Raw genomic sequence first — 26323 nt, 5'->3', positions numbered from 1 at the left:
TATTTTTACTGTTGTTTATTTTTTTATTTCATTCATGTCGAATGTCAGATAACAGCTTGTCGAACGTTTCAATGCCAAAACGTTCGACTGTTGCTTTGTCCGGGAGTGAATTCTTTGATAGGATTTCTTCATGTGATCCTGAAAAGAGAGAATATTTTATAGAAAAAGAAATAGTTGATGGAAATTTTCCACAATTCATGCGTCAGTTTGTTCGAATAGATGTTTCTACCACAACATTTAATGGAAAAAAAATTAAAGGATTTTATTATGTAACTCCTGACTATTTGATGATAGGCAGTGATCAAGATTTTTTTCGTATTCCTATGCAACCGAAAACGGCACAAAAAATTGCCGATAAATTTGGTTGTTTTTTACCAACGCGAAAAATTTGTGATGATGTATATAAAGCAGCAAAAATAAAGTTAGAACCATTTCCAGTTGCAAAAGATAGGGATTCTTTAAAAACTTTTTATTATCATAATCAAATTATTGAGAAACAAAGAAATGGCAAAAGAGGCTTAATTTCAGGTATTAAAAAAGATGTGATAATTTCATCTTCGATAAATAAAGACAAACGACCTCACAGAATGGCAATATATGGTTGGCATAGACTTGATGGGCTGCCGATTCAACCTCTATACACGGGTCATGTATCATGGTACGTAGATTATAGTCATGGTATTCGATTAGTGAGTCGTTTAATTTATATCGAAGGAAAGAAAATGGATTATTTGGACGTTTTAAAAAATCCCGATACTCGTTTTTTACTTACCGATGAACCTGAGGAGGGGTTGGATTTTTACTCCTATTTATATTGTAATGATAAATAATTTGACAATTTATTAGTTTGGTTAAAAAACTTAAATTGTTTGATTATAAACATAACAAATTCATAATATTAAACCGATTGATTTTCACTGATGAGGAAGATATTATCAATTTTCTCGTTGATTTTTTTATTTCGAGTATCTCATGCTCAAACTACATGGATTCGGGTGAATCAGGTGGGGTATCTACAAAATGATAGTAAGGTGGCAGTATGGGTGAGTAAGGAGAAAAAAAATGTCTCACGTTTTGAAGTCATTGATGTTCAAAGCGGGAAAGTGGTCTATTCGGGCAATAAAATCAGGAATATGGGCAAACAACCGGCTTTTGAATCATCGGCACGTTTGGATTTTTCCGATTTTTCAGCTCCCGGAACCTATTTAATAAAAATAGGTGAAACAAAATCAGTCCCTTTTAAAATTGGCAACGATATTTATGCCGGAGCATCGGAGATTCCATTGAAGTATATGCGCCGGCAACGTTGCGGTTATAATCCGTTTTTGAGGGATTCCTGTCATGTATATGACGGAATTACGATTGGTGATCCTGACGGCAAACGTGATGGAAGATATTATGACGTAGTTGGCGGATGGCACGATGCTTCGGATTACTTGCAGTATGTCACCACTTCGGCAAATGCTGTTTATCAGTTATTGTTCGCCTACGGTCAATATCCCGATGTATTTGCCGATCACTATCAGGCAAACGGAGACGAGGGGGCAAATGGTATTCCCGATATTTTGGACGAAGCAAAATGGGGACTCGATTGGCTGGTGAAAATGAATCCCGATAAAGATACTTACTTCAATCAGGTGGCCGATGATCGGGATCATGCGGGAATGGTTTTGCCTACCCGGCAAAAGGTGGATTATGGCTGGGGCGCAGGAAAAGAGCGTCCGGTGTATTTTTGCAGTCCGAAACCGCAAGGGCTCTTCAACTATAAAAACCGCAGTACAGGATAGGCTTCTACGCTGGGTAAATATGCTTCCTCGTTTACCTTGGGAGCTAAACTTTTAGCACCCTATTATCCCGAATTTTCTGAAATGTTGCTCCAAAAGGCTCAGGATGCTTATCGCAAAGGAGCGGAAAATCCGGGAGTTTGTCAGACAGCGCCCGGTGGCGCACCTTATTTTTACGAAGAGGATAACTGGGCTGACGATATGCAGTTGGCTGCTGCCGAAATGTATAACGTTTTCCGGAATGGTGAATACCTGTATCACGCTGTGCATTACGGACGTCCGGAACCTGTAACGCCATGGATGGGTGCCGATTCTGCCCGTCATTATCAATGGTATCCGTTCGTTAACCTTGGAAATTATCACCTGGCACTGCAAAACGATCATCCGGCAGCAAAAGCAGAATTTATCCGCAATATGCGAACCGGCTTGCAGCGAGTAAAAGATCGAGCCAGGGATCTTGGCGATGCTTTTCTGAATGGCATTCCATTTATCTGGTGCTCAAATAATCTTACTGTGGGATTTATTACTCAGTGTCGCCTTTATCATGAACTTACCGGCGACAATACATTTCTTGAAATAGAAACGGCCATGCGCGACTGGCTTTTGGGTTGCAATCCGTGGGGGACTTCCATGATTGTCGGTTATCCCGATGGTGCGGATACCCCTGAAGACCCTCATTCTGCTTTTACGCATTTGCATGGAATGCCGATTACAGGCGGATTGGTTGACGGTCCTATTTACACTTCGATTTTTAATCGTCTTATCGGAATTTATTTGGCCAATGAGGATGAATATGCGCCTTTTCAGTCGGATTATGTGGTTTATCATGATGATTTTGCCGATTATTCTACGAATGAACCGACAATGGATGGCACGGCTTCCCTTTGTTTCTATCTGGGGTACTTAAACTCGCAAGCAAATAAAGCTGAAAAAAGTTGGCGCAACCACAAAGAGTAAAGAAAGTTGGGTTAAAAAACGGAATTCATATATCAAAAGTATTATGCAGTAACGTTTAATTTATTACTTTTGTAACAAATAAACTAGGGGTGCCAATTTTATGGCTGAGATTATACCCTTTCACCTGAACAGGATAATACCTGCGGAGGGAAGTAAAGTATACATAGAATTTTTATCGGTTTTCAGTTTAGCTCCCCCTGTTTATTTTACTAATCATAATTTTAAAAAACAGAACTATGGAGCAAATTGTATCGATGGGAATTATTGATTCCTACTTCAAAAAACTTAAAGAAAGCCTTAATGTTGATGTAGCTATTGTGGGTGGAGGCCCATCGGGTCTGGTTGCAGCCTACTACTTGGCAAAAATGGGGAAAAAAGTATCGCTCTACGAGCGCAAACTTGCACCGGGCGGCGGTATGTGGGGTGGCGCCATGATGTTTAATGAGATAATGGTGCAACGTGATGCTATCCATATCTTGGACGAGTTAAAGGTTGATTACAAACCTTACGTGGATAACTACTACACTATTGACTCGGTGCATGCCACTTCGTCTCTAATTTACCAGGCTACTAAAGCCGGTGCAAAAATATTCAACTGCACTTCGGTGGAAGATGTCGTATTCCTAAACAACAAGGTTAGTGGGCTTGTTATTAATTGGACCCCTGTTGAACTTCAAAAAATGCATGTTGATCCATTGGTAGTAATGGCTAAATCCGTTATAGACGCAACGGGTCACGACTGCGAAGTCGCACGTACATTGGAGCGCAAAAATAACATCCGATTATTAACTGAAACCGGCTCAGTGATGGGTGAACGCTCGCTTTCGGTTGATGAAGCAGAACGTACCACGATTGAGAATACCAAGGAGATTTTCCCCGGTCTTTATGTCGCGGGCATGGCTTCCAATGGTGTCAGCGGCAGCTACCGAATGGGACCAATCTTTGGCGGAATGTTACTATCGGGTGAGAAAGTTGCCAAGCTTATTGACATATCGCTTAGCGTGTCGGTGCAATGATGGATTTTGGTATCTACATCATAATTACCAAGCCGCAACTTCCCTACACCACAATTGCCGAGAAATGCGTAAAAAATGGCATTAAGATGCTTCAACTACGTGAAAAAGATCTATCGGACAAAGAGTTGGTGAGAATTGGGAGGGAAATTAAAAGCATTACAAAAGGCTCCGAAACAAAATTTGTGGTTAACGATCGTCCTGACATTGCAGTCCTCTGCGATGCCGATTTTCTTCATCTTGGACAAGACGATATTGCGATGGAGGATGCCCGACGAGTTGTAGGCGATATGCGTATTGGACTATCTACCCACTCTATTGAACAAGCTATGGCAGCTCTTGCGAAGAATCCTGATTATATTGGGTTCGGTCCTATTTATCCAACCAATGCAAAAGCTATTCCTGATAAGCCTGTGGGAACAACCTTATTAAAGCAGGTATTAGCGATAGCAAAAATTCCTGTAGTAGCAATAGGTGGAATTTTTCCCGATAATATTGAGGAGGTAATCGATGCCGGAGCCAGAAATATCGCTATGGTAAGGCACTTTATGCAAACCAACGAGTTTGATTCTCGTGTGTTAGAAATCAACAATTTATTAAACAGAGTAAAATGAGTACCCAAATATTAAAAGCCAAAAGTGGAGTAATTACATCCGAAATGGAATTTGTTGCCAAATCTGAAAGGGTTACTCCCGAATGGTTACGTAATGAAATTGCCATGGGCCGGGTTGTAATTCCCAAAAATATAAATCACAAATTCTCTCCTCGTGCAATTGGCAATGGTCTTAGCATTAAAGTTAATGCTAATATTGGCACTTCGGAAAAGCATTGCAATCTAACTGAAGAACTTGAGAAGATGAAAATTGCTATCCGATATGGAGCCGATTCCATCATGGATTTATCAACCGGAGGAAATCTACGGGTAATACTGCAACAAATAATAAAGCAGTCGTCGGTAATGGTTGGCACTGTTCCAATTTACAGTATAGCAACTCGGTTGTTGGCTAAAGGTATGAAAATTTCACAACTCGACCCTGAGGAACTTTTCGATGAGATTGAATTACAGGCTCAAATTGGTGTCGATTTTATGACACTGCATTGTGGAGTAACCCGTTCATCCTTGTCATTTCTGGAGAATGATCCGCGTGTATGCGGAATAGTAAGCCGGGGCGGAGCACTGCTTAAACGATGGATGACCGATAATAACAAAGAAAACCCGCTCTACGAGCAGTACGATCGTGTGCTGAAAATTTGTAAAAAGTATGATGTAACTATTAGTTTGGGAGATGGGCTGCGTCCGGGTGCCGGTGCCGATGCCACTGATCGTGGTCAAATTGCCGAATTGCTTACCCTTGGCGAACTGGTGGATAGAGCGCGCAAGTACGGTGTACAAGTTATGGTAGAAGGGCCGGGACATATGCCTTTAGATCAAATTGAAATGAACATGAGGGTTATGAAGCGGATTTGCCACGATGCTCCGTTTTACGTTCTTGGACCTCTGACAACTGACTCTGCACCGGGCTACGATCATATTGTCGGTGCAATAGGGGGAACAGTGGCAGCAATTAATGGAGCCGATTTTCTTTGCTATGTAACACCTGCGGAACATTTATGCTTACCAACTCTTGACGATGTACGCGAGGGTGTTATGGCTAGCAAAATTGCAGCTCATAGTGCCGACGTGGTTAGAAACGTTGGCGCGGCGCGTGAACGCGATTACAACATGTCCAGAGCCCGTCGCAACCTCGATTGGGAACAAATGTACACCTATGCACTTGATCCTGAAATTGCACGTCGAAGAAAATCGGAATCTGAAAGTGGTAATGAGGATCATTGTACCATGTGTGGCAACCTCTGTGCCGTTAAGAACGATAGAAATCTGTGATGGAATACTTCTTAACCATTGCCGCATCAGACAATAGCGGGGGTGCCGGAATGCAGCAGGACATGAAGGTGGCCCATGCGTTGGGTTATTGGGCACTGTCTGCTGTTACAGGCATTACAGTTCAGAACTTTAATTCTGTAAGCAGAGTTGATGCCCTGGACTCGCATTTGCTCCAATCGCAAATTGAGGAATGCTTAACATCGTTTCCTGTAAAGGCTGTTAAAATTGGAGCAATTTGCAGTGCCGATAATATATTGGCAATTGCTGAGAGTCTTCAGAGATATCCTGTTAGCAATATTGTGCTCGATCCTGTTCTGTCATCTACAAGCGGTAAAGATTTTCTTAATCCCTCTGCACTGAATGTGCTTACTGAACAATTATTCCCGTTAACCGATTTGATTACTCCAAATCGACCGGAATTTGAAATTTTAACCGGGAAAAATATTGATGATATCGATACTGCCATCGCTATTGCGAAGGATAAGTGTTGCGAATGGAACACTTCGATTTTAGTGAAGGGAGGGCATTTCAACAGCACAAATATCACAGAAGCAATTGTTACCAATACTGAAGTATTCCGTTTAGAACGTGAACGCAAACAATTTCGCTATCAACATGGAACGGGTTGTGCACTATCTTCCGCTCTTGCATGCTACATGGGGAAGTGTTTATCGTTAATTGAGGCGTATTTCAAAGCATCAAACTATGTTGTGGATTTTTACGACCGCATTCAGAATGAAATATGAACAATATAAGTCCGACTAAAAACAATCCGGAATGATGAAACGAAAGATTCTTTTATTCTTTTTTGTTGCTTTTTTGACGACTTCGTCTTTTGCTCAACTCCCGTTGCAGCAATTTCTTAATACGCCTGCATTGAAACATGCTTCGGTGGGAGTGTGTGTAAAAGATTTGGAAACAGGAAAGACCTTGATTGAGCATAATGCCGATAAATCGTTTACACCGGCTTCGACGTTGAAACTCATCACCACTGCCACTGCGTTGGAGCTGTTGGGTCCCGATTACCGATATGCAACCACCCTTGCGTTGGATGCCGATAATCCTTCCCGGATTCTGGTGCTCGGTTCAGGTGATCCGACTTTAGGAAGTGACGCTTTTGATGAGAATCCTTATGCTTTTCTTTCGGAATGGGCGGATGCATTAAAAACTTCGCTTCCCAAAAAAGAGGCGTGGGAATTATATATCGTGGATGATCTGTTTGGTTATGAGGGCGTTTCGCCTCAATGGACATGGGAAGATTTGGGTAACTATTACGCTGCCGGAGCTTATGGTATCAGCGTTTTTGATAATACGTACCGGCTCTATTTTGATACGACGGATCGGAATTCTTGTCCAAAAATTCTTCGTACCGATCCGACAATAAAAGGCCTTTCGTTTACCAATTACCTTACCTTAAATACCTCAGGGAAAGATAATGGTTATATTTATGGCGCGCCATTTTCGTTTGAGCGGACCATTCGTGGCAATATTCCTGCCGGAAGAGTCGGCTTCAGTATTAAAGGGGATATTCCCGATCCGGGCTTGTTGTTGGGCGAAAAATTGGCAGAGCATCTTCAAAAATCAGGGGTAAACATTCGGACCGTTGAAACGGCAAGGAACAATTATATTTTGCGCGTTTGCAATCCTATGCCTCAATCCTATAGGGTGGGAGAGGTGGTGTATGTTCATCGGTCGCGGCCCTTAAGCGACATCATTCGCGAAATAAATGTGGAAAGCAACAATCATTACGCCGAACATTTGATTCGCACCCTTGGCAGGATGAAAAACGCCAATATTTACAGCGATCCATTGAAAGAAGGGATCGATTTTATGAATACATTTTGGAAATCGAAGGGTATTTCAACCTCATCTCTTTTTATGTATGATGGCTGTGGCCTCGCTCCACAGAATGCGGTTAGTCCTGTTTTTTTGTGCGATTTGCTTTCTTATATGAATAAGAAAAGCCTCTACTCTAAAGTGTTTTTCAATTCTTTGCCGAAGGCCGGTGAAGAAGGGACGTTGAAATATTTTATGAACAAGACGAAATATGCAGGGAAAATTAGTGCTAAAAGCGGTAGTATAAATGGTGTGCAATGTTATGCCGGATATTTGATGGACGAGAATAAAAAATTTGCTTTTGTGGTGATGGCGAATAAATTTACCGGCGACAATGTACAAATTCGCCGTGCCATTGAGAAATTCCTGTTAAGTCTTTGATTAATTTTTAATTACCTCTAATAGTTTAATTTCGAAAACCAGCGTGGTGTAAGCAGGAATGCTGCCATAAGTTGTTTCCCCATAACCCAATTTCCAAGGGATCCATACTTCCCATTTATCGCCTTCCTGCATGTTTTGCAGGGCTGTTGCAAAGCCGTCGATTAACTCGGAAACTTTCAAACGGGTGGGACGTTCTCCGTTGCGCGGACTTGAATCGAAAATAATTTTGTTGGTTATTCTATTTCCTTTGCTATCGGTATATGTATCGGCTTTTGTCCAATCTTTTTTATACCATCCTACATAAGAAATTTCTACCGAATCGGTAAAAATAGGCATTTCTCCATAGCCCGACTCAAGCTCTTTATACATGATATAGCCGTTTTTTGACTGTGAAAAGATTTTCGAGTAATCCGAGTTGCGTGATATTTCGGCAAAAATGGTTTCGTTGGCTTCCTTCCATACAGTGTCGATTTTTTCCGAGTCATCGCATGAAACAAAAAAAACGGCTGCCATACCTGTCAGAATGATAATGAAAAAGGCGGTTTTTGTTTTCATAGGTTTATCAAAAATTTTTTCTGTTGTCTATTTATTCGGCTAGCATTTTTAACAGATTTTTCATATCTGTTTTTGCTATGATTTCTTTTTCTACGTCAGGAATAAGAACGCGTTCCTGTTTCATCGTATCGCGTTCGCGAATGGTTACTGTATTGTCTTCCAGTGTTTGGTGATCTACTGTTACGCAATAAGGCGTTCCGATAGCATCCTGCCTGCGGTAGCGTCTTCCGATGCTGTCTTTTTCGTCGTATTGGCAGGTGAAATTAAATTTCGATATCTTCATTATTTCCTGTGCCTTTTCGGGTAAGCCGTCTTTTCTGACCAAAGGGAGAACAGCCAGTTTCACCGGAGCCAGAGCAGGAGGAATTTTTAGTACTACACGCATTTCGCCCCCTTCAAGTATCTCTTCGCAATATGCAGCAGAAATAACGGAGAGGAACATTCTGTCTAATCCGATGGATGTTTCTATTACATAGGGGGTGTATGATTGATTTAATTCGGGATCGAAATATTGCATTTTTTTGCCGGAGTATTTTTCGTGCTGACTTAAATCGAAATCGGTGCGCGAATGAATACCTTCTACTTCTTTGAACCCAAACGGCATGTTAAATTCAATATCGGTTGCCGCATTGGCATAATGGGCAAGTTTGTCGTGATCGTGAAAACGATAGTTTTCTTTATTGAATCCTAATGCCAAGTGCCATTTCATGCGCAGGTTTTTCCAGTAATTGAACCATTTCATTTCATCACCGGGCGTTACAAAAAACTGCATTTCCATTTGTTCGAATTCCCGCATACGGAAAATAAATTGACGAGCTACAATTTCGTTTCGGAAAGCTTTTCCGATTTGGGCAATCCCGAAAGGAATTTTCATCCGACCGGTTTTTTGTACGTTGAGAAAATTCACAAAAATACCTTGTGCTGTTTCGGGACGGAGATATACTTTCATTGCTCCGTCAGAAGTCGATCCCATTTCAGTGGCAAACATCAGGTTGAACTGGCGGATTTCCGTCCAATTGCACGTACCGCTAACAGGGCATACAATATTGCAATCGATAATGAGTTGCCGTAATTCGGTAAAATCGTTCTCGTTCATTGCTTTTTTGTATCGCTCATGCACTTCGTCACGATGTTTCTGGTGCTCGATTACACGGGGATTGGTTTCGCGGAATTTTTTCTCGTCGAAATTGTCACCAAAACGTTTGGCTGCTTTCTTTATTTCTTTGTCTATTTTTTCATCCAGCTTTGCAAGGTAATCTTCGATTAACGTGTCGGCACGATAGCGTTTTTTGCTGTCTTTATTATCGATTAATGGGTCATTGAAGGCATCTACATGCCCGGATGCCTTCCATACGGTAGGGTGCATGAAGATGGCAGCATCGATGCCGACAATATTTTCGTGTAATAAGGTCATGCTGTCCCACCAGTATTTTTTGATGTTGTTTTTCAGCTCAACGCCCATTTGTCCATAGTCGTACACTGCACTTAACCCATCATAAATTTCACTTGAAGGAAATACAAAACCATATTCTTTGCAGTGTGATACAATTTTTTTGAAAACGTCTTCTTGTGCCATTTTTTTTATAAATATCGGGGATCTGAGAGTAACGATCCGGCTTTTATTGAATTTATTCTTATGCGTTATTATTTGAAAGTACAAAGTAAACGGTTTTTTTCGAGATTTTAATAACCTATCAACTTAAAGATAATAAATGAAGTTGATTTTAGAAGAAGACTACTCGTTGAAATCGGAAGAATAATGTTACTTTTGCAGCTATATGCAGAAACGATTTAACAGTTGAACATGAGTTGAAAATATGGCAGGGGAATTAAAAACGTTGGCAAAAGAAACCGCAATTTATGGCATAAGCAGTATCGTGGGCAAATTCCTGAATTGGCTGCTTACGCCGCTATGGTCATATGTATTGGTGAGTCAGGCACAGATGGGGGTGATTTCTAATTTGTATGGCTGGACGGCACTGATTATTGTCATTTTGACCTATGGCATGGAAACCGGATTGTTTCGATTTGCCAATAAGAATGAGGAAAATCCTCATACGGTTTATTCAACAGCGTTGATAAGTATCGGTACGACAACGTTTGTTTTTCTTTCGTTGGTGATTCTTTTTTTGAAACCCATTACAGGTATTACCGGGAGCTCTGATATCAAGTCCCATTATGTACTGATAATGGCTATTATTTTGTCAATGGATGCCTTCTGTTCCATCCCTTTTGCATGGCTGCGTTATCAGAAGCGTCCGTTACGTTTTGCCTTTATTAAGATCCTGTTTGTTGTGCTGAATATAACCTTCAATTTGTTTTTCTTCGTATTATGTCCTTGGCTGGCTAAAAGATATCCCGATTCTTTCGCTTGGTTCAATCTCGAAAACGGGGTGGATTATGTCTTGATTTCTAATTTGCTTGCGACCTTTATTCAATCGATGTTTCTTATTCCCCAACTTCGAGTAAAGTATGTGTTCGATAAAGCATTATTAAAACGAATGCTCCAATATTCACTTCCACTGCTTATCTTGGGCATTGCCGGTATATTGAATCAGACAATCGATAAAATTGTTTTTCCATGGCTTTATCCTGACAAAGTGAATGCGATGACGCAATTGGGAATCTATTCGGCATGTTTCAAAATTGGAGTAATCATGGTTATGTTTACACAGGCTTTTCGATACGCATTCGAACCGTTTATTTTTGCAAAGAATAAAGAGGCTGCGAATAATAAGGTTGCGTATGCCGATGCTACCAAATATTTTATATTGTTTGGGTTACTGATTTTTTTGGGGGTTATGGGGTATCTCGATGTGATCAAGTATTTGATAAAATCTACTTATCACGAAGGGTTGATTGTAGTGCCCATTGTTATGATGGGGGAACTTTTCTTCGGAATTTATTTCAACCTGTCGTTGTGGTATAAACTTACCGATCAAACAAAATGGGGCGCATATCTTTCGTTAATCGGTTTGGCAGTGACGATTGTCATCAATGTCGCATTTATCCCGCGTTTTGGATATTTGGCATGTGCATGGGCTTCTTTCTTTGCCAATTTGTTAATGATGTCGATATCCTATTATCTTGGGCAGAAGAATTATCCTATCGGTTATAATTTGAAAGCCATTGGTTCGTTTTTTGGATTAGCCTTGGCGCTATTTGCCGTTATGATATTTAACCGTTTTGTTATACCCGCGATGGGACTTCGACTGATTATTAACACCCTGCTAATCGGTATTTATCTATGGGAGGTAATAAAAAAGGAATTACCTTTGCGAGAAATACCGGTTATCGGGAAATATTTTCAACATAAATAAATATTGTAGATACAGTAAAAATTGCTTTAATGAAAAAAACATTTTTATCGATTGTACTTTTGTTTGTGGTATTCGTTGCTTTTGCCGACGAAGGTATGTGGATTTTGAAGGAACTCAACAAACAGAGTATTGCCCGTATGCAGGAGCTTGGTTTTGTTTTTCCGATCGATCAATTGTACGATGAGAACAACCCGTCTTTGAAGGATGCCGTGGTTATTTTTGGCGGAGGATGCAGTGGCGTGGCTGTGTCGGATCAGGGGTTGATTTTTACCAATCATCATTGTGGTTATGATGCCATTCAGAAATTAAGTTCTATAGAACAGGATTACCTGAAAAACGGTTTTATGGCCGATTCTTATGAAAACGAACTGCAGGCAGATGGATTAACGGTTTCTTTCCTTCAGTCAATGCAGGATGTTACCGATGAAATTTTACCGAAAATTCCTTCGGTTTTGAACGAAGTTCAACGCGAGTTAGCTATTGATTCTATTTCCGATTTGTTGCTAACAGAATACGATGGAAATCCTTTTATAGATGCACAAGTGATCCCTTTTTATGCAGGGAATAAATATTATAGGGTTGTTTATGATGTATTTCGTGATGTACGCTTGGTTATAGCGCCTCCTCAGTCTATCGGGAAGTTTGGAGGTGAAACCGATAACTGGATGTGGCCCCGCCATACGGGCGATTTTTCTGTGTTTCGGGTTTATGCTGACAAGGACAATAAACCGGCTGAATACAGCAAAGATAATGTGCCTTACAAGCCCAAATATGTAGTTCCCGTTTCGTTGAAAGGAATGGCGGAAGGTGATTATGCCATGACGATAGGTTATCCCGGGCGCACGCAGCGTTACCTTTCATCGTGGGGAATCAAACAAATGATGGAGTCTGAAAATAAACCCCGAATCGAAGTTCGAGGTGTGAAACAGCAAATTTGGTGGGATGCGATGACAAAAAGCGATGTGACGCGTATAAAGTATGCTTCGAAATATGCGGGCAGTTCTAATTACTGGAAAAACGCCAAAGGGATGAATGTGGCTTTGGTAAAAATGAATGTGGTTTCCGAAAAGGAATCATTGGAAAGTCGGATGGAGGAATGGATTAACAGTGATCAGCAAAGGAAAGAAAAATACGGTGATGTGTTGAGTATATTGAAGGAGGCATATACCGAGACAAACGATTTGGCCAAGTACACTACCTATTTTCTGGAAACATTTCATAACGGAATAGAAATCATACGTTTTGCAAATACTATTCTTCAATTCGATGCCAATGGTTCACAGCAAGAAAAACAGGAATTTATTTCTGACCGTATCATTAATGCTTATAAAAATTACAATCCCGACCTCGATAAAAAAGTACTGGCCGAATTGATGAAATTGTATGCAGAACGTGTCCCGGAACAATATCATCCGGATATTTATAAAACCATACAAAAAAAGTTTAAAGGGAATTATGATAAGTATGCCGATTGGCTGTTTAAACATTCCAAATTTACCAATCTCGACGATTTGCTCGAATTTCTGAAAACGGCCGATATCAAAAAATTGATAAAAGATCCGGCTATGGAATTGGCTCTTTCCGTAAAAGATATGGGATATGAATTATCCTCGCAAATGATCCCCGCTTATGAAAAAATTATGCAAGGCGAACGCAAATTCATGTCAGCGTTAATGGAAATGAATCCCGATAAAGAATTTTATCCTGATGCTAATTTTACGCAACGGTTGAGCTATGGCACGATTAAAGGGTATCAACCGCGGGATGCGGTTTGGTATCACTATTTCAGCACGACGCAAGGGGTATTGGAAAAAGAAATACCCGATGATCCCGAATTCGAAGTTCAACCTTTTATTCTGGATATATTGAAAATGGCCGATTTCGATCGATATGCCGACAAGGATGGGAAAATGCACGTGTGTTTCTTGTCCGATAACGACATAACCGGCGGAAATTCTGGGAGTCCTGTTTTTAACGGGAATGCAGAATTGTTAGGTCTTGCATTCGACGGAAATTGGGAGGCTTTAAGTGGTGACGTTATTTTTGAACCGGAAATGCAGCGTACGATCAGCGTGGATATTCGCTACATACTTTTCGTAATCGATAAAATTATGAAAGCTCCTCATATTGTAAATGAATTAAATCTGGTCCAATAGCTTGTCATTTTATTCAAAAAGAAAACGCCGATTTTTTTTGATCGGCGTTTTCTGCATTATGAAGAAAAAGAAATTCAGAGATTAAATTTATCTCTGTCAAATTTTTCGTAACGGGGTGGGGTGGGAACATAGGTTTCGTCATCCCACAAGGTGCTGGTAATCATCAGATCGGCACTGTACCGATTGCATGCAATTGGGACGTTGTGAACCCGACATTGACGTAACAACATCATGATATCGGCTTCGTGTGGTTGCGGATTAAGATCATCGATAAGGAAAACTGCTAAATTGATTTTTTTCTCTACTACCATAGCAGCAATTTCGACATCGCCACCCATAGGACCCGAATTCTTACATTCCACTTCAGGTTGAAATCCTTTGTTGATAAGGGCTCGTTTTACTAATGCACCAGTGGTACCTGTACATACCAGGTGATGTTGCGATAAAAACTCTGCATTATAAATTACCCAATCAACCATGTCGGCTTTGCGCTGATCATGGGCTACAAGTGCAATTGTTAATTTTTTTTTCATTGTTCTATGTTTAAATGTTTAACTCGTTGCGGATCGCATTAATTTTGTCGATAGCCTTTTTCTCGGCTTCGGCGATTTCGTCTCTTGAATTTGCCGTTCCGTGTACTTCAATATAGTATTTTATTTTCGGTTCAGTTCCCGATGGGCGGATCGATAATTTTGTATTGTCTTCAGTAAAAAACTGAAGTACGTTTGAGGTGGTCGGCATCTCAAGTGCTATATGTTCGTTATTAATGAAGTCAATGGCTTCAAGAGCTACGAAATCTTTCATCAAGATTACGGGCGATCCTGCCAATGTTTTGAATGGATTACATCGATATTCTTTCATCATTGCTTCAATTTCATCGGCTCCTTCTTTACCCTTCTTGACGAGTGAGATGTTAACCTCTTTTGAGTATCCGTATTCGATGTATATATCCTGTAAAAGCTCATACATGGTTTTACCGTTGTCTTTTGCCCATGCTGCAATCTCGGCAAACAAAGCACATGCCGATACGGAGTCTTTGTCGCGTACGAAATCGCCGGCCAAAAAACCATAACTTTCTTCTCCGCCGCCAATGAATTGTTTCAACCCTTCGTTTTTTCGGATAATGCTGGCAATCCATTTGAATCCGGTATAGCAATCAAACATTTCTACACCGTAGCGTTTTGCAATGGGGCTTACCAGTTCGGTAGAAACGATGGTTTTGACCACGTAATCTTTTCCTGTGAGCTTGTTCAGTTCTTTTCTTCGGGTAATAAGATAATAAAGAAAGATGAGCATGGCCTGATTGCCGTTTAAAAGCATGAAATCACCTTCAGCATCACGGATAGCCGTTCCGATGCGGTCGCCATCGGGATCGGTTGCCATTACGATTTCTGCGTCGGTTTCGATGGCTTTTTTTATGGCCAGATCCAATGCGGCCTGATCCTCGGGGTTGGGAGAAGCAACGGTGGGGAAGTCCCCACTGATCACATCTTGCTCAGGCACATGGATGACATTTGTAAAGCCGATAGCCTCCAGCGTAGGAGGAACAAGGGTAATTCCTGTCCCGTGGAGAGGGGTATAAACCATTTTCAGGTCTTTATGGCGTGCTATGGCTTCGGGTGAAAGAACGAGCTTTTTAACCTCTTCAATGAATGCCATGTCCATCTCTTTCCCTATGATTTTGATCAAATCTTTATTTCCCTCGAATTTGATTTCTTCAATTCCTTTAATCCGGTTTACTTCGGCAATAATATTTCTGTCGTGAGGGGCCAATACTTGGGCACCGTCTTCCCAGTAAACTTTATAGCCGTTATACTCTTTCGGATTATGTGATGCGGTAATCATTACGCCACTTTTGCATCCCAATTTTCGGATGGCATACGACACTTCAGGTGTTGGGCGCAGGCTTTCAAAGAGATAAACTTTTATGCCGTTGGCACTAAGGATGTTGGCCGTCATTTCGGCAAATTTGCGACTATTGTTGCGGCAGTCATGTCCTACTACAACTTTGATTCCGTTTCTTCCCGCATATTCTTTCAGCAAATAATTCGAAAGTCCCTGTGTAGCTGCTCCAACCGTATAAATGTTCATGCGGTTGGTCCCTGCACCCATGATGCCGCGAAGGCCACCTGTTCCAAATTCCAGGTCTTTATAGAAAGCATCGATGAGTTGTGTTTTGTCTTCACTTTCGAGCATTTTTTGCACTTCTGCCTTTGTCTCGGCATCATAATTGCCTTTAAGCCATTCTTCGGCTTTGGCAGTTACAAGTGATAATAATGTTTTGTCGTCCATAATTATTTCAAAATCTATTTGATATCCTATTTATTTATTTGGAGAACTTTATAACGATCTCCCGTTTCTTTTATGATTCGGCGATAATGCTCGTCGGAATAACCCGGTCGGTCGGGAAATGCCGGTTTCCCGTATGGATTTCGTTTAAATATGCCGTTTTCTTCTTTCTTTATTACGCCGTCCATGTATTTGACGAGTAAATATTCTCCGAGTTTTTTCCATTGAGCGACACCGTCTTTTACTACAGAATTTGTGTAATTCGTTAAGTAATTTACAGCAATGGCTTTCTTCTTTTTGTATAAATTCCCGGCTTCTTTTTCCACTTCCGATTGATGATCCCTAAAACCGGTTTCGAGCGTTGTTTGAAGTTTTTTTACATCTTTAATCATGTCCTTGTAGCGGCTGTATACCATGTTCGAAACCCAATTGTGTATCCAGAAAGCCGATGTCCATGAAAATGTGACAAAATCGCCATTGCCAACCGCCATCTCTTCGGGTACTTGGGTATTTCCGCAATATACAGGGTAGTAAACATTTTGTGCAGCATCATCTACGCCAAACCAAAGTATCCCACCAATTTCGTTGGGTAACCAAGAACGCATTTGTGCAACAAAAGAAAATCCGGTTTGTTGTGTTGCGACAGGGCGTTCATTAAAATATTCTACTGAATCGACTTTCCATGTTAAAGGCGACCATCGGTAAGGACAGTTGAATGGGCCTGCTCCCACATCGAATCGCCAGTCGAGTTCGGTGTTTTCGTAATGGTCGCGCATGTATGCCTGTACATCTTCAATCGCTATTTTTCGGTCAGGTTTAATGTAAAGAGGCATCGGGCTTGTAGTCTCTCCTTTTGCATAAGTAACGTATTTGGCCATGTCTTTGTTTACATGATTAAAAAATGACCAAACACGGGCTTCACAAAAACGTAGTGCTCCAAAATCAAGGGGAGCATATGCTTTTGAAAAACTGAAGTTATTGTCTTCCCCATCAAAGTATCCTTTCTCGCGTGCAAAGGAAATGACATCGGGTGCATAAAGGCAATTTTCGGGATCGTTTAAAGGGAATTGATGGATTCTGGCGTGATTGGCATGGGCACTGACACAATCGTCGGGGATTCGTATGGCAACCCAAACGGCACCTTTGTTTCCCGTTCCCTTACCAATCATTTCCATGATCCATATTTCATTGGGATCGGCAATTGAGAATGATTCACCTTCGCTGTAATAACCATATTCAAAGACCAGGTCAGTCATTATTTTTATGGCTTCGCGAGCAGTTTTTGACCGTTGTAAAGCGATATATATGAGGCTTCCATAATCGATAATTCCTGTGGTGTCAACTAATTCGGTTCTTCCGCCAAAGGTGGTTTCTCCAATGGAAACCTGATATTCGTTCATGTTGCCGATAACATTGAAGGTTTGAGAAGCTTGGGGTATTTTTCCAAGATATTTTCCTGTATCCCATTCGTATACTTCGAGCATTTCGCCGGATTTATATATTTTTGCCGGCCAGTGATAGAGTTCTCCATATAAACCAAAAGAATCGGCAGCATATGAAATCAGGGTAGATCCATCTTTGGATGCTTTTTTGCCGACAAGAAAATTTGTGCACGCAAACGTGCAATTAATCGTTAAAAAGAGAGCAAGTGTAGCCAGAAGATTTTTCTTTGTCATAAGGAAGTAAAAAAATTTATCAACAGGGTTGTAAAGATAACCTATTTTGTTGAAATTTCACTGAAAAATTCGAGAATATCTTTTTTTATTCGAGTAAAAATCGTATTAATGCTTGAAAATATTGTTATTTTTGCAAGAGAAAACAATGGCTCGATATATAATGGACAACGAAAGAAATAAGCATAAGACAATAGCGGGATTAAATCGTTATCAACTTTTTATTGTTGTGGTGTTAATCACTATGCTTTTTTTCTTTAGTGACAGTAGTTTCTTAAAAAGAATGAAGTATGACAGGCAAATAAGGGATTTAAAAAAACAGATTGAATTTTATCAGGCACAAATCGATACCAATAAAACGAAATTGAATGAACTTCAATCGAGCAGAGAAGACCTTGAAAAATTTGCACGTGAAAATTATTTGATGAAAAAGGAAAACGAAGAAGTTTTCATTATCGAGTGATTTAAAGATATAATGGAGAATTTATGAGCAAAGCAAAAGACACTGTTTTTCGAATTTCCGGAGTTATCATTTTATTGGCTGCAGCAGGTTATTTTCTAATGCCTACGATTGTTCCTTGGATAATGGCGGTGGGTGTTGTAACCTTTACTGTGATTACTATAATTACTCCTTATCCGGGTAAAAGTATTCGAGGGAAACGGTTATACAATTTTCAGCTGTTATCTTGTATATTAATGGGTTTCTCGACTTATTTGATGTTTCGCCAGCGAAATGAGTGGGCATTGGTTATGCTCATTGCGATGGTTTTTTTGCTGTATTCAGCATTGACGTTGCCAAAAGAATTTGAAAAAGAAAAAAGAGAAGAGCAACAAAAATAAAATGACACACAATTCTCTTATTGATAGGTATAAACGGTATTTATTGCTGGAGAAAAATTTGTCGAAAAATACCATAAATGCCTATTTGACCGATCTGCAGAAGTTTAACGCTTTTGTTGAGGCACGTCAACTTACTTATCAAAATATAACCTATAATCATTTGGAGGAATTTGTTGCCGAATTGCATGATCTGAATATCGTTCCTCGATCGGTAGCACGCATCATATCAGGGGTAAAATCTTTTTTTAGGTTTCTTGTATTGAATGAGTATATATCGGATGATCCGGCAGAATTGTTGGAAATTCCTAAAATCGGATTAAAATTGCCGGTGGTACTTTCTCTTGAGGAGATCGATGCTATTCTGGGTGCAATCGATGTTTCAACGGCAGAAGGTACACGAAATTATGCCATTATTGAAACGCTTTATAGTTGTGGTTTGCGGATTTCGGAACTTACTCATTTGAAGTTTTCGGATCTTTTTTTTGATGAAGGTTTTATCCGTATTGAAGGGAAAGGCAGCAAGCAGCGCCTGGTTCCTATTTCGGATATAGCAATTCAAAAAATAAACGATTATCTTCTTTACCGAAAACAGAAGAAAGTAAAAAAAGGGAATGAGGATATTGTTTTTTTAAGTTCAAGAGGGTCGGCTATTTCACGAATAACCGTGTATTATTATATTCAGCAATATGCCGATGCTGTAAACCTGAAGAAAAAAATCAGCCCGCATGTTTTCAGGCATTCTTTTGCTACCCATCTTTTAGAAAGAGGAGCTAATATTCGCGTTATTCAGGAAATGCTTGGACATGAGAAGATTACTACTACCGAAATTTATACCCATATCGATCGAAATTTTCTAAGACAAGAGATTATCGAACATCATCCAAGAAATAAAAAATGGGATGACCCTACTCCTACTCAAAGATAATTTTATATATTTGCTCAATTAAATTTAAAAAGTAAATCATTATAAAAATCATATTCTATGAAATTTGTAGTATCAAGTGCGGCTTTGTTCAATCCTCTGCAGGCAATAAGCAGAGTTATTAATCCCAAAAGCAATCTTCCTATATTGGAGTGTTTTTTGCTTTCTTTGGAGGGAAATAAATTGATGCTTACCGCGGCAGATAACGAAGTGCGGTTGGAAACTTTTGTGGAAGTAAGTGATGCGGAAGGTAATGGGATGGTTGCTATCAATGCCAAAAATTTGCTTGATCCGTTGAGAGAATTGCCCGATCAGCCGTTAACGATTGATGTTAACGATGAAACGTTGGAAGTATATATTTATTATCACAACGGTAAATACAATTTTGTGGGATTAAAAGGTGACGAATATCCTCAGCCAAAGCCTCTCAGCGAATCGGCTTCTGCTCTTGTCCTGGATGCACAAGTGTTGTTCGAGGGAATTAACCGTAGCTTGTTTGCTACAGCAGATGACGATTTTCGACCCGTAATGAGCGGTATTTATTTTGACATTACCCCTGATGATCTTACTTTTGTTGCATCTGACGGACACAAATTGGCGCGTATTATTACTAAGGAAGCAAAAGGAGAGGCTCAATCTTCGTTTATCCTGCCTAAAAAACCGGCAAATTTGCTTAAATCGTTACTTCCAAGGGAATCGGGTGAAGTACAAATCAAGTTCGATGATAATAATGCCTACATAACTACACCCAAATATACAATGGTGTGTCGATTTGTAGAAGGACGCTATCCAAACTATAATTCCGTTATCCCGCAAAATAATCCCAATCATGTTGTTCTTGACCGACTTGCTTTTCTCAGTGCACTGAAAAGGGTATCCGTTTTTTCCGATCCATCAAGCAGTCTGGTTAAATTGCAATTTTCACAAGATAAAATAGTGGCTTCTGCACAAAATATCGATTATCTTACATCAGCAGAAGAAATTATTCCTTGCAATTATGAGGGAAATGCCATGAATATTGGTTTTAAAGCGGTTTTTTTAATCGATATTCTTAATAATATTCCTTCTGCAGATGTTCGTCTTGAACTTTCAGACCCTTCCCGTGCATGTCTTATCCTTCCGGAAGAAAAAGAGGAAAATGAAGATATGTTGGTTTTGTTAATGCCGATGATGTTGAACGAGTAAATACTATGAAATTAAATTTAAAAAATCCGCTGGTTTTTTTCGATTTGGAAACTACGGGAATCAATATCAGTAAGGATAGAATTGTGGAGATATCCCTATTAAAGGTTTATCCTAACGGCAAAGAGGAAATACGATCGTATCGCATCAATCCTGAAATGCATATCCCCGAGGAATCCACTGCCATTCATGGGATTACTGATGAAGATGTGAAAGATTGCCCAACTTTTAAACAACTTGCAAAAACACTCGCCGACCAGTTGGAAGGTTGCGATATGGCAGGTTTTAATTCGAGTCGATTTGATGTTCCTATGCTTGCTGAGGAATTTCTTCGTGCCGGAGTAGATTTCGATATGAGTAAGCGAAAATTTGTGGATGTGCAAATTATTTTCCACAAGAAAGAACAACGTACACTGGAGGCTGCATACCGATTTTATTGCGATAAAGAATTGGAAAATGCACATTCGGCCGAAGCAGATGCTGTCGCAACGTATGAAGTATTGAAATCGCAACTCGAAAAATATCCGGATTTAGAGAATGATATCAATGTATTATCGAAGGAATTTTCGAGTTTTAACAATAATGTGGATTTTGCGGGGAGAATTGTGTTTAACGAAAAGGGGGTGGAAGTTTTTAATTTTGGAAAACATAGAGGGAAATCCGTTGCAGAAGTTTTTAAAAATGAACCGAGCTATTATGCTTGGATGATGGAAGGCGATTTTCCTTTAAACACCAAGCAGGTAATCACAAAAATCCGGTTAAGGGAAATGAACAAATGATAATTGGAGTGCGATAAGTGTATATCCATGAAGTATGTTAAAGGGATAATAGGTTGCGTAGGTATTGCATTACTTTTCATCGCTTGTAGTAGGGGAAAAGCGGAATCCGGGGAAAAAGGGGATAAAATTGTGCCTGTAATGCGGGAGAAAAAAGCTCGATTTACGGGGAATTACAATAGAGAATTCAATGACCTTCCCGACATTCATTTGGCTTCGGCTCTCAAGAACGGCATAAAACCGATGCAGAACCGTGACGATACGTTGTTACTGAAAGATAAACTGGTACGTTTACCCGATGAACTGGAACTCTATAAAACATACCCTCTTTCTCATTCCGTTCCTTTTTTGGTCCCTTCGGCTGCGAAATTGCTTGTAGATATTGCTCAAAACTTCAGAGACTCGCTTTACAGCAAAGAATTGCCACTTTACAAACTTTATCTTACCAGCGTTACGCGTACCGATGATGATGTATCGGATTTGTCCGGACGAAATATCAATGTCATTGATAATTCGGCACACCGATATGGTACTACTTTCGATGTTTCATGGAAACGTTTCGACCCTGTTGATGCCGATTCGGTGAATCAGGTGTTGCCGGAGCGACTGAAATTAGTGTTGGCACAAGTTTTATTTGATTTGAAAAATCAAAAGCGATGTTATGTAAAACACGAACGCAAACAAGCTTGTTTTCATATTACGGTAAGGGTCGATGAATGAAACGTTTTTTTATTACTCTTGCATATAACGGAAAAAATTATGTCGGTTGGCAGGTCCAACCGAATGGGATAAGTGTACAGCAAAAGGTTCAGGAAGCGTTGAGTATTCTATTGCGAAAACCCACCGGAATTGTTGGTGCAGGGCGTACCGACGCCGGAGTGCATGCTAGAAAAATGGTTGCCCATTTCAACTGGGATGGTGATCCCTTTAATCGTTTAGATCTTATCAGGAAACTGAACGGTTTTTTACCTAAGGATATTGCTGTTAACGACATTTACGAAGTAAGGCCTGATGCTCATGCACGTTTCAGTGCAATTTCCCGCACCTATACCTATTATATTACAACTCAAAAAGATCCTTTTCTTTATGAGTTAAAATACAGGGTTTCCTTTGATCCTGATATTGTACTGATGAACAAATTGTGTGGAATCCTGACGGAATACGAAGATTTCACTAGTTTCAGCAAACGCCATTCCGATGTAAAAACCAATAATTGCCGGATAGAAACGGCTTTTTGGGAAAAAATCGGAAACGATTATGTGTTTACCATCACTGCCAATCGTTTTCTCCGCAATATGGTGAGAGCTATTGTGGGAACATTACTTGAAACTGGTCGCGGACGAATGGATGAAGAGGGTTTCCGCCATATTATTGAAGCAAAAAATCGAAATTTAGCAGGGACGTCTGCCCCTGCTTATGCACTTTTTTTGGACGATATTGTTTATCCTGTCGATATTCGGGTAGAAGAAAAGTGATGCATTTAATCATTCATTGAGAGAAGAAATTCTTCGTTGTTTTTGGTGCGTTTCAACCTCGTCAGTAAAAATTCCATGGCTTCAATCGAATTCATATCAGCCAAGAAATTACGCAATATCCACATTCTGTTCAACGTATCCTCAGATAAGAGAAGATCGTCGCGGCGAGTGCTGGATGCATTGATATCTACAGCAGGGAAGATGCGTTTATTGGAAAGTTTCCGGTCGAGTTGGAGCTCCATATTGCCGGTACCTTTAAATTCTTCAAAAATCACATCATCCATTTTAGAACCTGTTTCGATCAAAGCGGTAGCTATGATGGTTAATGAACCTCCGTTTTCGATATTGCGTGCTGCACCGAAAAATCGTTTGGGTTTATGCAGGGCATTCGCGTCGACACCACCCGACAACACTTTACCTGATGCCGGCTGAACCGTATTGTAGGCGCGGGCGAGGCGTGTAATCGAATCGAGTAGAATAACTACATCGTGTCCGCACTCTACCATGCGTTGAGCTTTATTGAGAACGATTTCGGCAATTTTTACATGTCGATCGGCCGGTTCATCAAATGTCGAGGCAATAACCTCTGCATTTACGCTACGTTCCATATCGGTTACTTCTTCGGGACGTTCGTCTATTAACAGAATAATCATATATACTTCGGGATGATTATCGGCAATAGCATTGGCTATATCTTTCAGCAGCATGGTTTTCCCCGTTTTGGGTTGTGCTACGATTAATCCGCGCTGCCCTTTTCCTATGGGGGTAAAAAGATCGACAACACGGCATGAAAGGTTGTCGTTGTGGCCTTTTGTAAGGTTGAATTTTTCAGTAGGGAATAAGGGCTTGAGGTGATTAAAAGGAACGCGGTCACGCACTTCTTCGGGATTGCGCCCATTGATTTTATCCACTTTTACCAACGGGAAATATTTTTCGCCTTCTTTTGGTGGTCGAATGGGACCTTCTACCACATCACCTGTTTTTAGTCCGAATAAGCGTATCTGCGATTGCGAAACATAAATATCATCAGGTGAAGACATGTAATTGTAGTCCGATGAACGCAGAAATCCGTAACCCTCGGGCATGATTTCCAGCACGCCTGATGACACTAGAATCCCATCGAAATCAAAAACGGGTTCTTTCTCTTTTTGAATCTGTTCTTTCGGCTGTGCAGCAGATTGATTTTTAGGCTGTGGCTGTTGACGTGGTTGGAGTGGCGAAGGGGTTATTAATTCTTCCAGAGAAGGTTTTTCGGTTATTGCAGAGGCTTCGGCATCTGTGCTTGTGGGTTTTTTTTCTACAATATCTTCCGCTACTACAGGAGGAAGCTTAACTTCGGGTATGGAGGGTTTTTCTTCGCTGCGGCGTTTAGTTGATCTAAAAATTAATTGGGAGGGTTTAGATGTCGTTTTCTCTATATTTTCTTTTGGATTTTTTTCTGACTCGGCAGTCGTTTTATTTGGTGAAATCGATGCCGGATTTGTATTTTGCATTGAATTTTTAGGATCTCTATCATTTTGTTTATCAAGAACCTTTTCATGTGTTGCCGATGTTGGGGATTCCGGTTTTTTTACTTCTTTTCCGGCAGCAGGTTGGATTGGTTTTTTCCCTTCAACTTCTTTTTGAGTAGTTTCTTCCGTTTTTTTTCTTTTGTTACGGGTTGAAGGTTTAACTTGTGGTTTCGTATCTGCTTTATTTTGCTCTTGGTTCGATGGTTTGGCCGGAAAATTTGTTTTCATTTTTTGGGTTTCGGCAATTGCTTGTTCATCAAGAATTTTATAGATGAGTTCTTCTTTTTTGTATGCATCGGGGCGCCGAATGCCCATTTCTTTGGCAAGAGCACGTAATTCTGTGATAAGCTTTTCGTTAAGCTCAATAATATTATAAGCCATCTAAATTGTATTGATTTTTTAGGGTTTAATTAATAAAAGAATAGTGTATAATTATTTTATTTTATTGATAATGCGTTGGTTTTTGAGCGTAACTCAATTCAACAATGCACAATAAGATAATTGGATATAAAAAGTAAAATGTAAATTAAAAATAAATTCAGATTGAAAAATGGAACTTAATTGATTTCAATGAGAACAGTAGAATGTTCTCATTCTTTCCTTGAAGATTCTGATGCAAAGGTAATATATTTTTTTCTAAACACGAGCGAATGAATTATTTTTTTTTGATAAAAATGGCGATAAAAAGGTAGTCATTGTTTTATTTATTTATCTGCATATTAATTTTAGCTGAATTATCTTTTCTCCTTTTTATTTCATTTTTGTATAATTCGGCTCTTTTTTTATCGAGTGAATTTGGCGAGACAGATTCTTCAAACAACTGCACTGATAGTGTTATCCAATCGTATGCTTTGTCCATCTCTCCCAACATTTCGTAAGCGAGGGCAATGTTGCTCGCAGCTTTGGCTTTTTTTACCTTGTTTTTTTCGTTATCGTAGAATGTTTGCCATTTCCAGATGGCTTTTGTCCATTCAGCCGATTTGGCATAAGATTCGCCCTCGCGCATTAAGGGATTGTACAGGGTGTAGTACCATCTGTTTTGCATTTCCCAGTGAGGTGCGAATACATTAACCATTTTTTCTGCGGCATACACTGCCAATTGTTTCATTGCTTCTTCCGGCGTAGGTATAATCAAATTGGCATAAGCCATGTCATCCCGTATATCAAAACCTTCCCAGCGCAAACTGTCGGTAAAGTAGACAGCAGGAATTTTACCTTCCATTGTAGGCATGTAAACCCGTAGTATGGAATGTATTTTACCCTTCATTGTGGCAAAGTTATACCCTTCTTGCATGAATAGATCGATCCACTCGGTTTGTAATATTAATTTATCGAGAGAAACAATGGCATCTGTTTCGGTCTCTTTTCGCAATTCATTCATTTTTTCGGGCATGATGGGCTTTTCTTCCCAAAAGTTAGTGTCGGTACGTAACGGTTTATTGTAAAGAATTACTGTATCAAAGTATTGCTCCTCCGATAGAAATTGAGTAAAAGCTTCGGTATAATAAGTCGATATACTGTCGGCACTTACTTTTGTCGGTTCGAATTCTTTTTTTTCCAAGGGCTTTTTTTTGTGACCCACCTCATCGGGCTGTTGTACTACGTTATCTACAATCAGAAGTGAATGCACATTTGCCGGTAAGGTAAGTTGGGCAGGTTCTTCTGTCTCTATCGTCATATATTGAATTCCTGCACAACTATTCATAAAAAGAAGAAACAGGAAAATACAGAAAGAGAGAAAGACGTGTCTTTTATTCATTGGTCGTTT

Annotated in this window: 22 protein-coding genes, 1 pseudogene and 1 riboswitch; of the genes and pseudogenes, 16 read left to right on the top strand and 7 right to left on the bottom strand. The window is 40.0% G+C overall.

The window, feature by feature from the left end; all coding sequences use genetic code 11:
- Positions 1–41: 41 nt before the first annotated feature.
- The 7 genes and pseudogenes from OLM34_RS02210 (at position 42) to dacB (ending at position 7856) form a co-directional block, all read left to right on the top strand.
- Positions 42–830, top strand: coding sequence for a hypothetical protein (locus OLM34_RS02210; RefSeq protein ID WP_264404933.1), 789 nt, complete (start codon positions 42–44; stop codon positions 828–830).
- A gap of 90 nt (positions 831–920) precedes the next feature.
- A pseudogene (locus tag OLM34_RS02205) lies at positions 921–2741 on the top strand (glycoside hydrolase family 9 protein).
- A gap of 75 nt (positions 2742–2816) precedes the next feature.
- Positions 2817–2909: riboswitch (TPP riboswitch) on the top strand.
- A gap of 68 nt (positions 2910–2977) precedes the next feature.
- On the top strand, positions 2978–3757 hold the full coding sequence (locus OLM34_RS02200; RefSeq protein ID WP_264404932.1) for a sulfide-dependent adenosine diphosphate thiazole synthase: 780 nt from the start codon (positions 2978–2980) through the stop codon (positions 3755–3757).
- Positions 3754–4368 (top strand): thiamine phosphate synthase, encoded by a 615-nt coding sequence (gene thiE / locus OLM34_RS02195; protein ID WP_320051499.1) that lies wholly within the window; start codon positions 3754–3756, stop codon positions 4366–4368. The genes OLM34_RS02200 and thiE overlap by 4 nt, the downstream gene beginning before the upstream one ends.
- Entirely contained in the window at positions 4365–5639 is a 1275-nt protein-coding gene (thiC, locus tag OLM34_RS02190) for a phosphomethylpyrimidine synthase ThiC (protein WP_264404931.1), read from the top strand. Before thiE ends, thiC begins: the two co-directional genes overlap by 4 nt.
- Positions 5639–6385 (top strand): bifunctional hydroxymethylpyrimidine kinase/phosphomethylpyrimidine kinase, encoded by a 747-nt coding sequence (gene thiD, locus OLM34_RS02185; protein WP_264404929.1) that lies wholly within the window; start codon positions 5639–5641, stop codon positions 6383–6385. The genes thiC and thiD overlap by 1 nt, the downstream gene beginning before the upstream one ends.
- 31 nt (positions 6386–6416) lie before the next feature.
- On the top strand, positions 6417–7856 hold the full coding sequence (gene dacB, locus OLM34_RS02180) for a D-alanyl-D-alanine carboxypeptidase/D-alanyl-D-alanine endopeptidase (protein WP_264404928.1): 1440 nt from the start codon (positions 6417–6419) through the stop codon (positions 7854–7856).
- Here dacB and OLM34_RS02175 read toward each other — a convergent pair whose 3' ends face one another.
- Both OLM34_RS02175 and OLM34_RS02170 read right to left on the bottom strand, forming a co-directional pair.
- Positions 7857–8411: an FKBP-type peptidyl-prolyl cis-trans isomerase gene (locus OLM34_RS02175; protein WP_264404927.1), complete on the bottom strand. Its 555-nt coding sequence runs from the start codon at positions 8409–8411 to the stop codon at positions 7857–7859. It abuts the gene before it with no gap.
- Between the two features lie 31 nt (positions 8412–8442).
- Positions 8443–9987, bottom strand: a complete 1545-nt coding sequence (locus OLM34_RS02170; RefSeq protein WP_264404925.1) for a glycine--tRNA ligase — start codon at positions 9985–9987, stop codon at positions 8443–8445.
- Between the two features lie 241 nt (positions 9988–10228).
- Between OLM34_RS02170 and OLM34_RS02165 the strand changes: the two genes are divergently transcribed.
- Both OLM34_RS02165 and OLM34_RS02160 read left to right on the top strand, forming a co-directional pair.
- On the top strand, positions 10229–11731 hold the full coding sequence (locus OLM34_RS02165; protein ID WP_264404924.1) for an oligosaccharide flippase family protein: 1503 nt from the start codon (positions 10229–10231) through the stop codon (positions 11729–11731).
- A 29-nt stretch (positions 11732–11760) separates the two neighbouring features.
- Positions 11761–13887, top strand: coding sequence for a S46 family peptidase (locus tag OLM34_RS02160; RefSeq protein WP_264404923.1), 2127 nt, complete (start codon positions 11761–11763; stop codon positions 13885–13887).
- Between the two features lie 74 nt (positions 13888–13961).
- On the opposite strand, the gene OLM34_RS02155 is transcribed toward OLM34_RS02160, so the two are convergent.
- Genes OLM34_RS02155 through OLM34_RS02145 form a run of 3 tightly spaced genes read right to left on the bottom strand, consistent with a single transcriptional unit; the run spans position 13962 to position 17852 of the window.
- On the bottom strand, positions 13962–14420 hold the full coding sequence (locus OLM34_RS02155) for a methylglyoxal synthase (RefSeq protein ID WP_264404922.1): 459 nt from the start codon (positions 14418–14420) through the stop codon (positions 13962–13964).
- A 10-nt stretch (positions 14421–14430) separates the two neighbouring features.
- The gene (locus OLM34_RS02150; RefSeq protein ID WP_264404921.1) at positions 14431–16179 is read right to left on the bottom strand and encodes a phospho-sugar mutase; all 1749 of its coding nucleotides are present in this window, start codon (positions 16177–16179) and stop codon (positions 14431–14433) included.
- A 26-nt stretch (positions 16180–16205) separates the two neighbouring features.
- On the bottom strand, positions 16206–17852 hold the full coding sequence (locus OLM34_RS02145) for a dipeptidase (protein WP_264404920.1): 1647 nt from the start codon (positions 17850–17852) through the stop codon (positions 16206–16208).
- Between the two features lie 145 nt (positions 17853–17997).
- On the opposite strand from OLM34_RS02145, the gene OLM34_RS02140 reads away from it, so the two are divergent.
- From OLM34_RS02140 to truA, 7 genes are read left to right on the top strand one after another with little or no spacing between them, the layout of a single operon-like run.
- Positions 17998–18312: an FtsB family cell division protein gene (locus tag OLM34_RS02140; RefSeq protein ID WP_264404919.1), complete on the top strand. Its 315-nt coding sequence runs from the start codon at positions 17998–18000 to the stop codon at positions 18310–18312.
- Between the two features lie 23 nt (positions 18313–18335).
- Positions 18336–18689 (top strand): hypothetical protein, encoded by a 354-nt coding sequence (locus OLM34_RS02135; RefSeq protein ID WP_264404917.1) that lies wholly within the window; start codon positions 18336–18338, stop codon positions 18687–18689.
- 1 nt (position 18690) lies between these two features.
- Positions 18691–19614 (top strand): site-specific tyrosine recombinase XerD, encoded by a 924-nt coding sequence (gene xerD, locus OLM34_RS02130; RefSeq protein WP_264404916.1) that lies wholly within the window; start codon positions 18691–18693, stop codon positions 19612–19614.
- Positions 19615–19671: 57 nt separating this feature from the next.
- Complete coding sequence (gene dnaN, locus OLM34_RS02125) at positions 19672–20796, top strand: DNA polymerase III subunit beta (RefSeq protein WP_264404914.1); 1125 nt, start codon at positions 19672–19674, stop codon at positions 20794–20796.
- A gap of 5 nt (positions 20797–20801) precedes the next feature.
- Complete coding sequence (locus tag OLM34_RS02120; protein ID WP_264404913.1) at positions 20802–21572, top strand: 3'-5' exonuclease; 771 nt, start codon at positions 20802–20804, stop codon at positions 21570–21572.
- A 27-nt stretch (positions 21573–21599) separates the two neighbouring features.
- Positions 21600–22289 (top strand): DUF5715 family protein, encoded by a 690-nt coding sequence (locus OLM34_RS02115; RefSeq protein WP_264404912.1) that lies wholly within the window; start codon positions 21600–21602, stop codon positions 22287–22289.
- The gene (truA, locus tag OLM34_RS02110; protein WP_264404910.1) at positions 22286–23044 is read left to right on the top strand and encodes a tRNA pseudouridine(38-40) synthase TruA; all 759 of its coding nucleotides are present in this window, start codon (positions 22286–22288) and stop codon (positions 23042–23044) included. The genes OLM34_RS02115 and truA overlap by 4 nt, the downstream gene beginning before the upstream one ends.
- 5 nt (positions 23045–23049) lie before the next feature.
- On the opposite strand, the gene rho is transcribed toward truA, so the two are convergent.
- Together rho and OLM34_RS02100 are read right to left on the bottom strand one after the other, a co-directional pair.
- On the bottom strand, positions 23050–24936 hold the full coding sequence (rho, locus tag OLM34_RS02105) for a transcription termination factor Rho (protein WP_264404909.1): 1887 nt from the start codon (positions 24934–24936) through the stop codon (positions 23050–23052).
- Between the two features lie 319 nt (positions 24937–25255).
- Complete coding sequence (locus OLM34_RS02100; RefSeq protein ID WP_264404908.1) at positions 25256–26314, bottom strand: DUF6340 family protein; 1059 nt, start codon at positions 26312–26314, stop codon at positions 25256–25258.
- Between the last annotated feature and the right edge of the window lie 9 nt (positions 26315–26323).

The sequence above is a fragment of the Anaerorudis cellulosivorans genome (assembly GCF_025943985.1).
GTDB lineage: Bacteria > Bacteroidota > Bacteroidia > Bacteroidales > Dysgonomonadaceae > Anaerorudis > Anaerorudis cellulosivorans.
Note: the sequence above shows the minus strand (reverse complement) of the source record. Positions and strands in the feature narration are given on the sequence as shown.

Bases quoted from the DNA above. Each gene is read 5' to 3' on its own strand.
- OLM34_RS02145 (WP_264404920.1), bottom strand. From the start codon at position 17,852: ATGACAAAGAAAAATCTTCTGGCTACACTTGCTCTCTTTTTAACGATT.
- OLM34_RS02210 (WP_264404933.1), top strand. From the start codon at position 42: ATGTCAGATAACAGCTTGTCGAACGTTTCAATGCCAAAACGTTCGACT.
- truA (WP_264404910.1), top strand. From the start codon at position 22,286: ATGAAACGTTTTTTTATTACTCTTGCATATAACGGAAAAAATTATGTC.
- OLM34_RS02165 (WP_264404924.1), top strand. From the start codon at position 10,229: ATGGCAGGGGAATTAAAAACGTTGGCAAAAGAAACCGCAATTTATGGC.
- OLM34_RS02135 (WP_264404917.1), top strand. From the start codon at position 18,336: ATGAGCAAAGCAAAAGACACTGTTTTTCGAATTTCCGGAGTTATCATT.
- OLM34_RS02160 (WP_264404923.1), top strand. From the start codon at position 11,761: ATGAAAAAAACATTTTTATCGATTGTACTTTTGTTTGTGGTATTCGTT.
- OLM34_RS02150 (WP_264404921.1), bottom strand. From the start codon at position 16,179: ATGGACGACAAAACATTATTATCACTTGTAACTGCCAAAGCCGAAGAA.
- dacB (WP_264404928.1), top strand. From the start codon at position 6,417: ATGATGAAACGAAAGATTCTTTTATTCTTTTTTGTTGCTTTTTTGACG.
- OLM34_RS02170 (WP_264404925.1), bottom strand. From the start codon at position 9,987: ATGGCACAAGAAGACGTTTTCAAAAAAATTGTATCACACTGCAAAGAA.
- rho (WP_264404909.1), bottom strand. From the start codon at position 24,936: ATGGCTTATAATATTATTGAGCTTAACGAAAAGCTTATCACAGAATTA.
- OLM34_RS02175 (WP_264404927.1), bottom strand. From the start codon at position 8,411: ATGAAAACAAAAACCGCCTTTTTCATTATCATTCTGACAGGTATGGCA.
- thiD (WP_264404929.1), top strand. From the start codon at position 5,639: ATGGAATACTTCTTAACCATTGCCGCATCAGACAATAGCGGGGGTGCC.
- OLM34_RS02200 (WP_264404932.1), top strand. From the start codon at position 2,978: ATGGAGCAAATTGTATCGATGGGAATTATTGATTCCTACTTCAAAAAA.
- xerD (WP_264404916.1), top strand. From the start codon at position 18,691: ATGACACACAATTCTCTTATTGATAGGTATAAACGGTATTTATTGCTG.
- thiE (WP_320051499.1), top strand. From the start codon at position 3,754: ATGATGGATTTTGGTATCTACATCATAATTACCAAGCCGCAACTTCCC.
- OLM34_RS02100 (WP_264404908.1), bottom strand. From the start codon at position 26,314: ATGAATAAAAGACACGTCTTTCTCTCTTTCTGTATTTTCCTGTTTCTT.
- OLM34_RS02115 (WP_264404912.1), top strand. From the start codon at position 21,600: ATGAAGTATGTTAAAGGGATAATAGGTTGCGTAGGTATTGCATTACTT.
- OLM34_RS02140 (WP_264404919.1), top strand. From the start codon at position 17,998: ATGGCTCGATATATAATGGACAACGAAAGAAATAAGCATAAGACAATA.
- OLM34_RS02120 (WP_264404913.1), top strand. From the start codon at position 20,802: ATGAAATTAAATTTAAAAAATCCGCTGGTTTTTTTCGATTTGGAAACT.
- dnaN (WP_264404914.1), top strand. From the start codon at position 19,672: ATGAAATTTGTAGTATCAAGTGCGGCTTTGTTCAATCCTCTGCAGGCA.
- OLM34_RS02155 (WP_264404922.1), bottom strand. From the start codon at position 14,420: ATGAAAAAAAAATTAACAATTGCACTTGTAGCCCATGATCAGCGCAAA.
- thiC (WP_264404931.1), top strand. From the start codon at position 4,365: ATGAGTACCCAAATATTAAAAGCCAAAAGTGGAGTAATTACATCCGAA.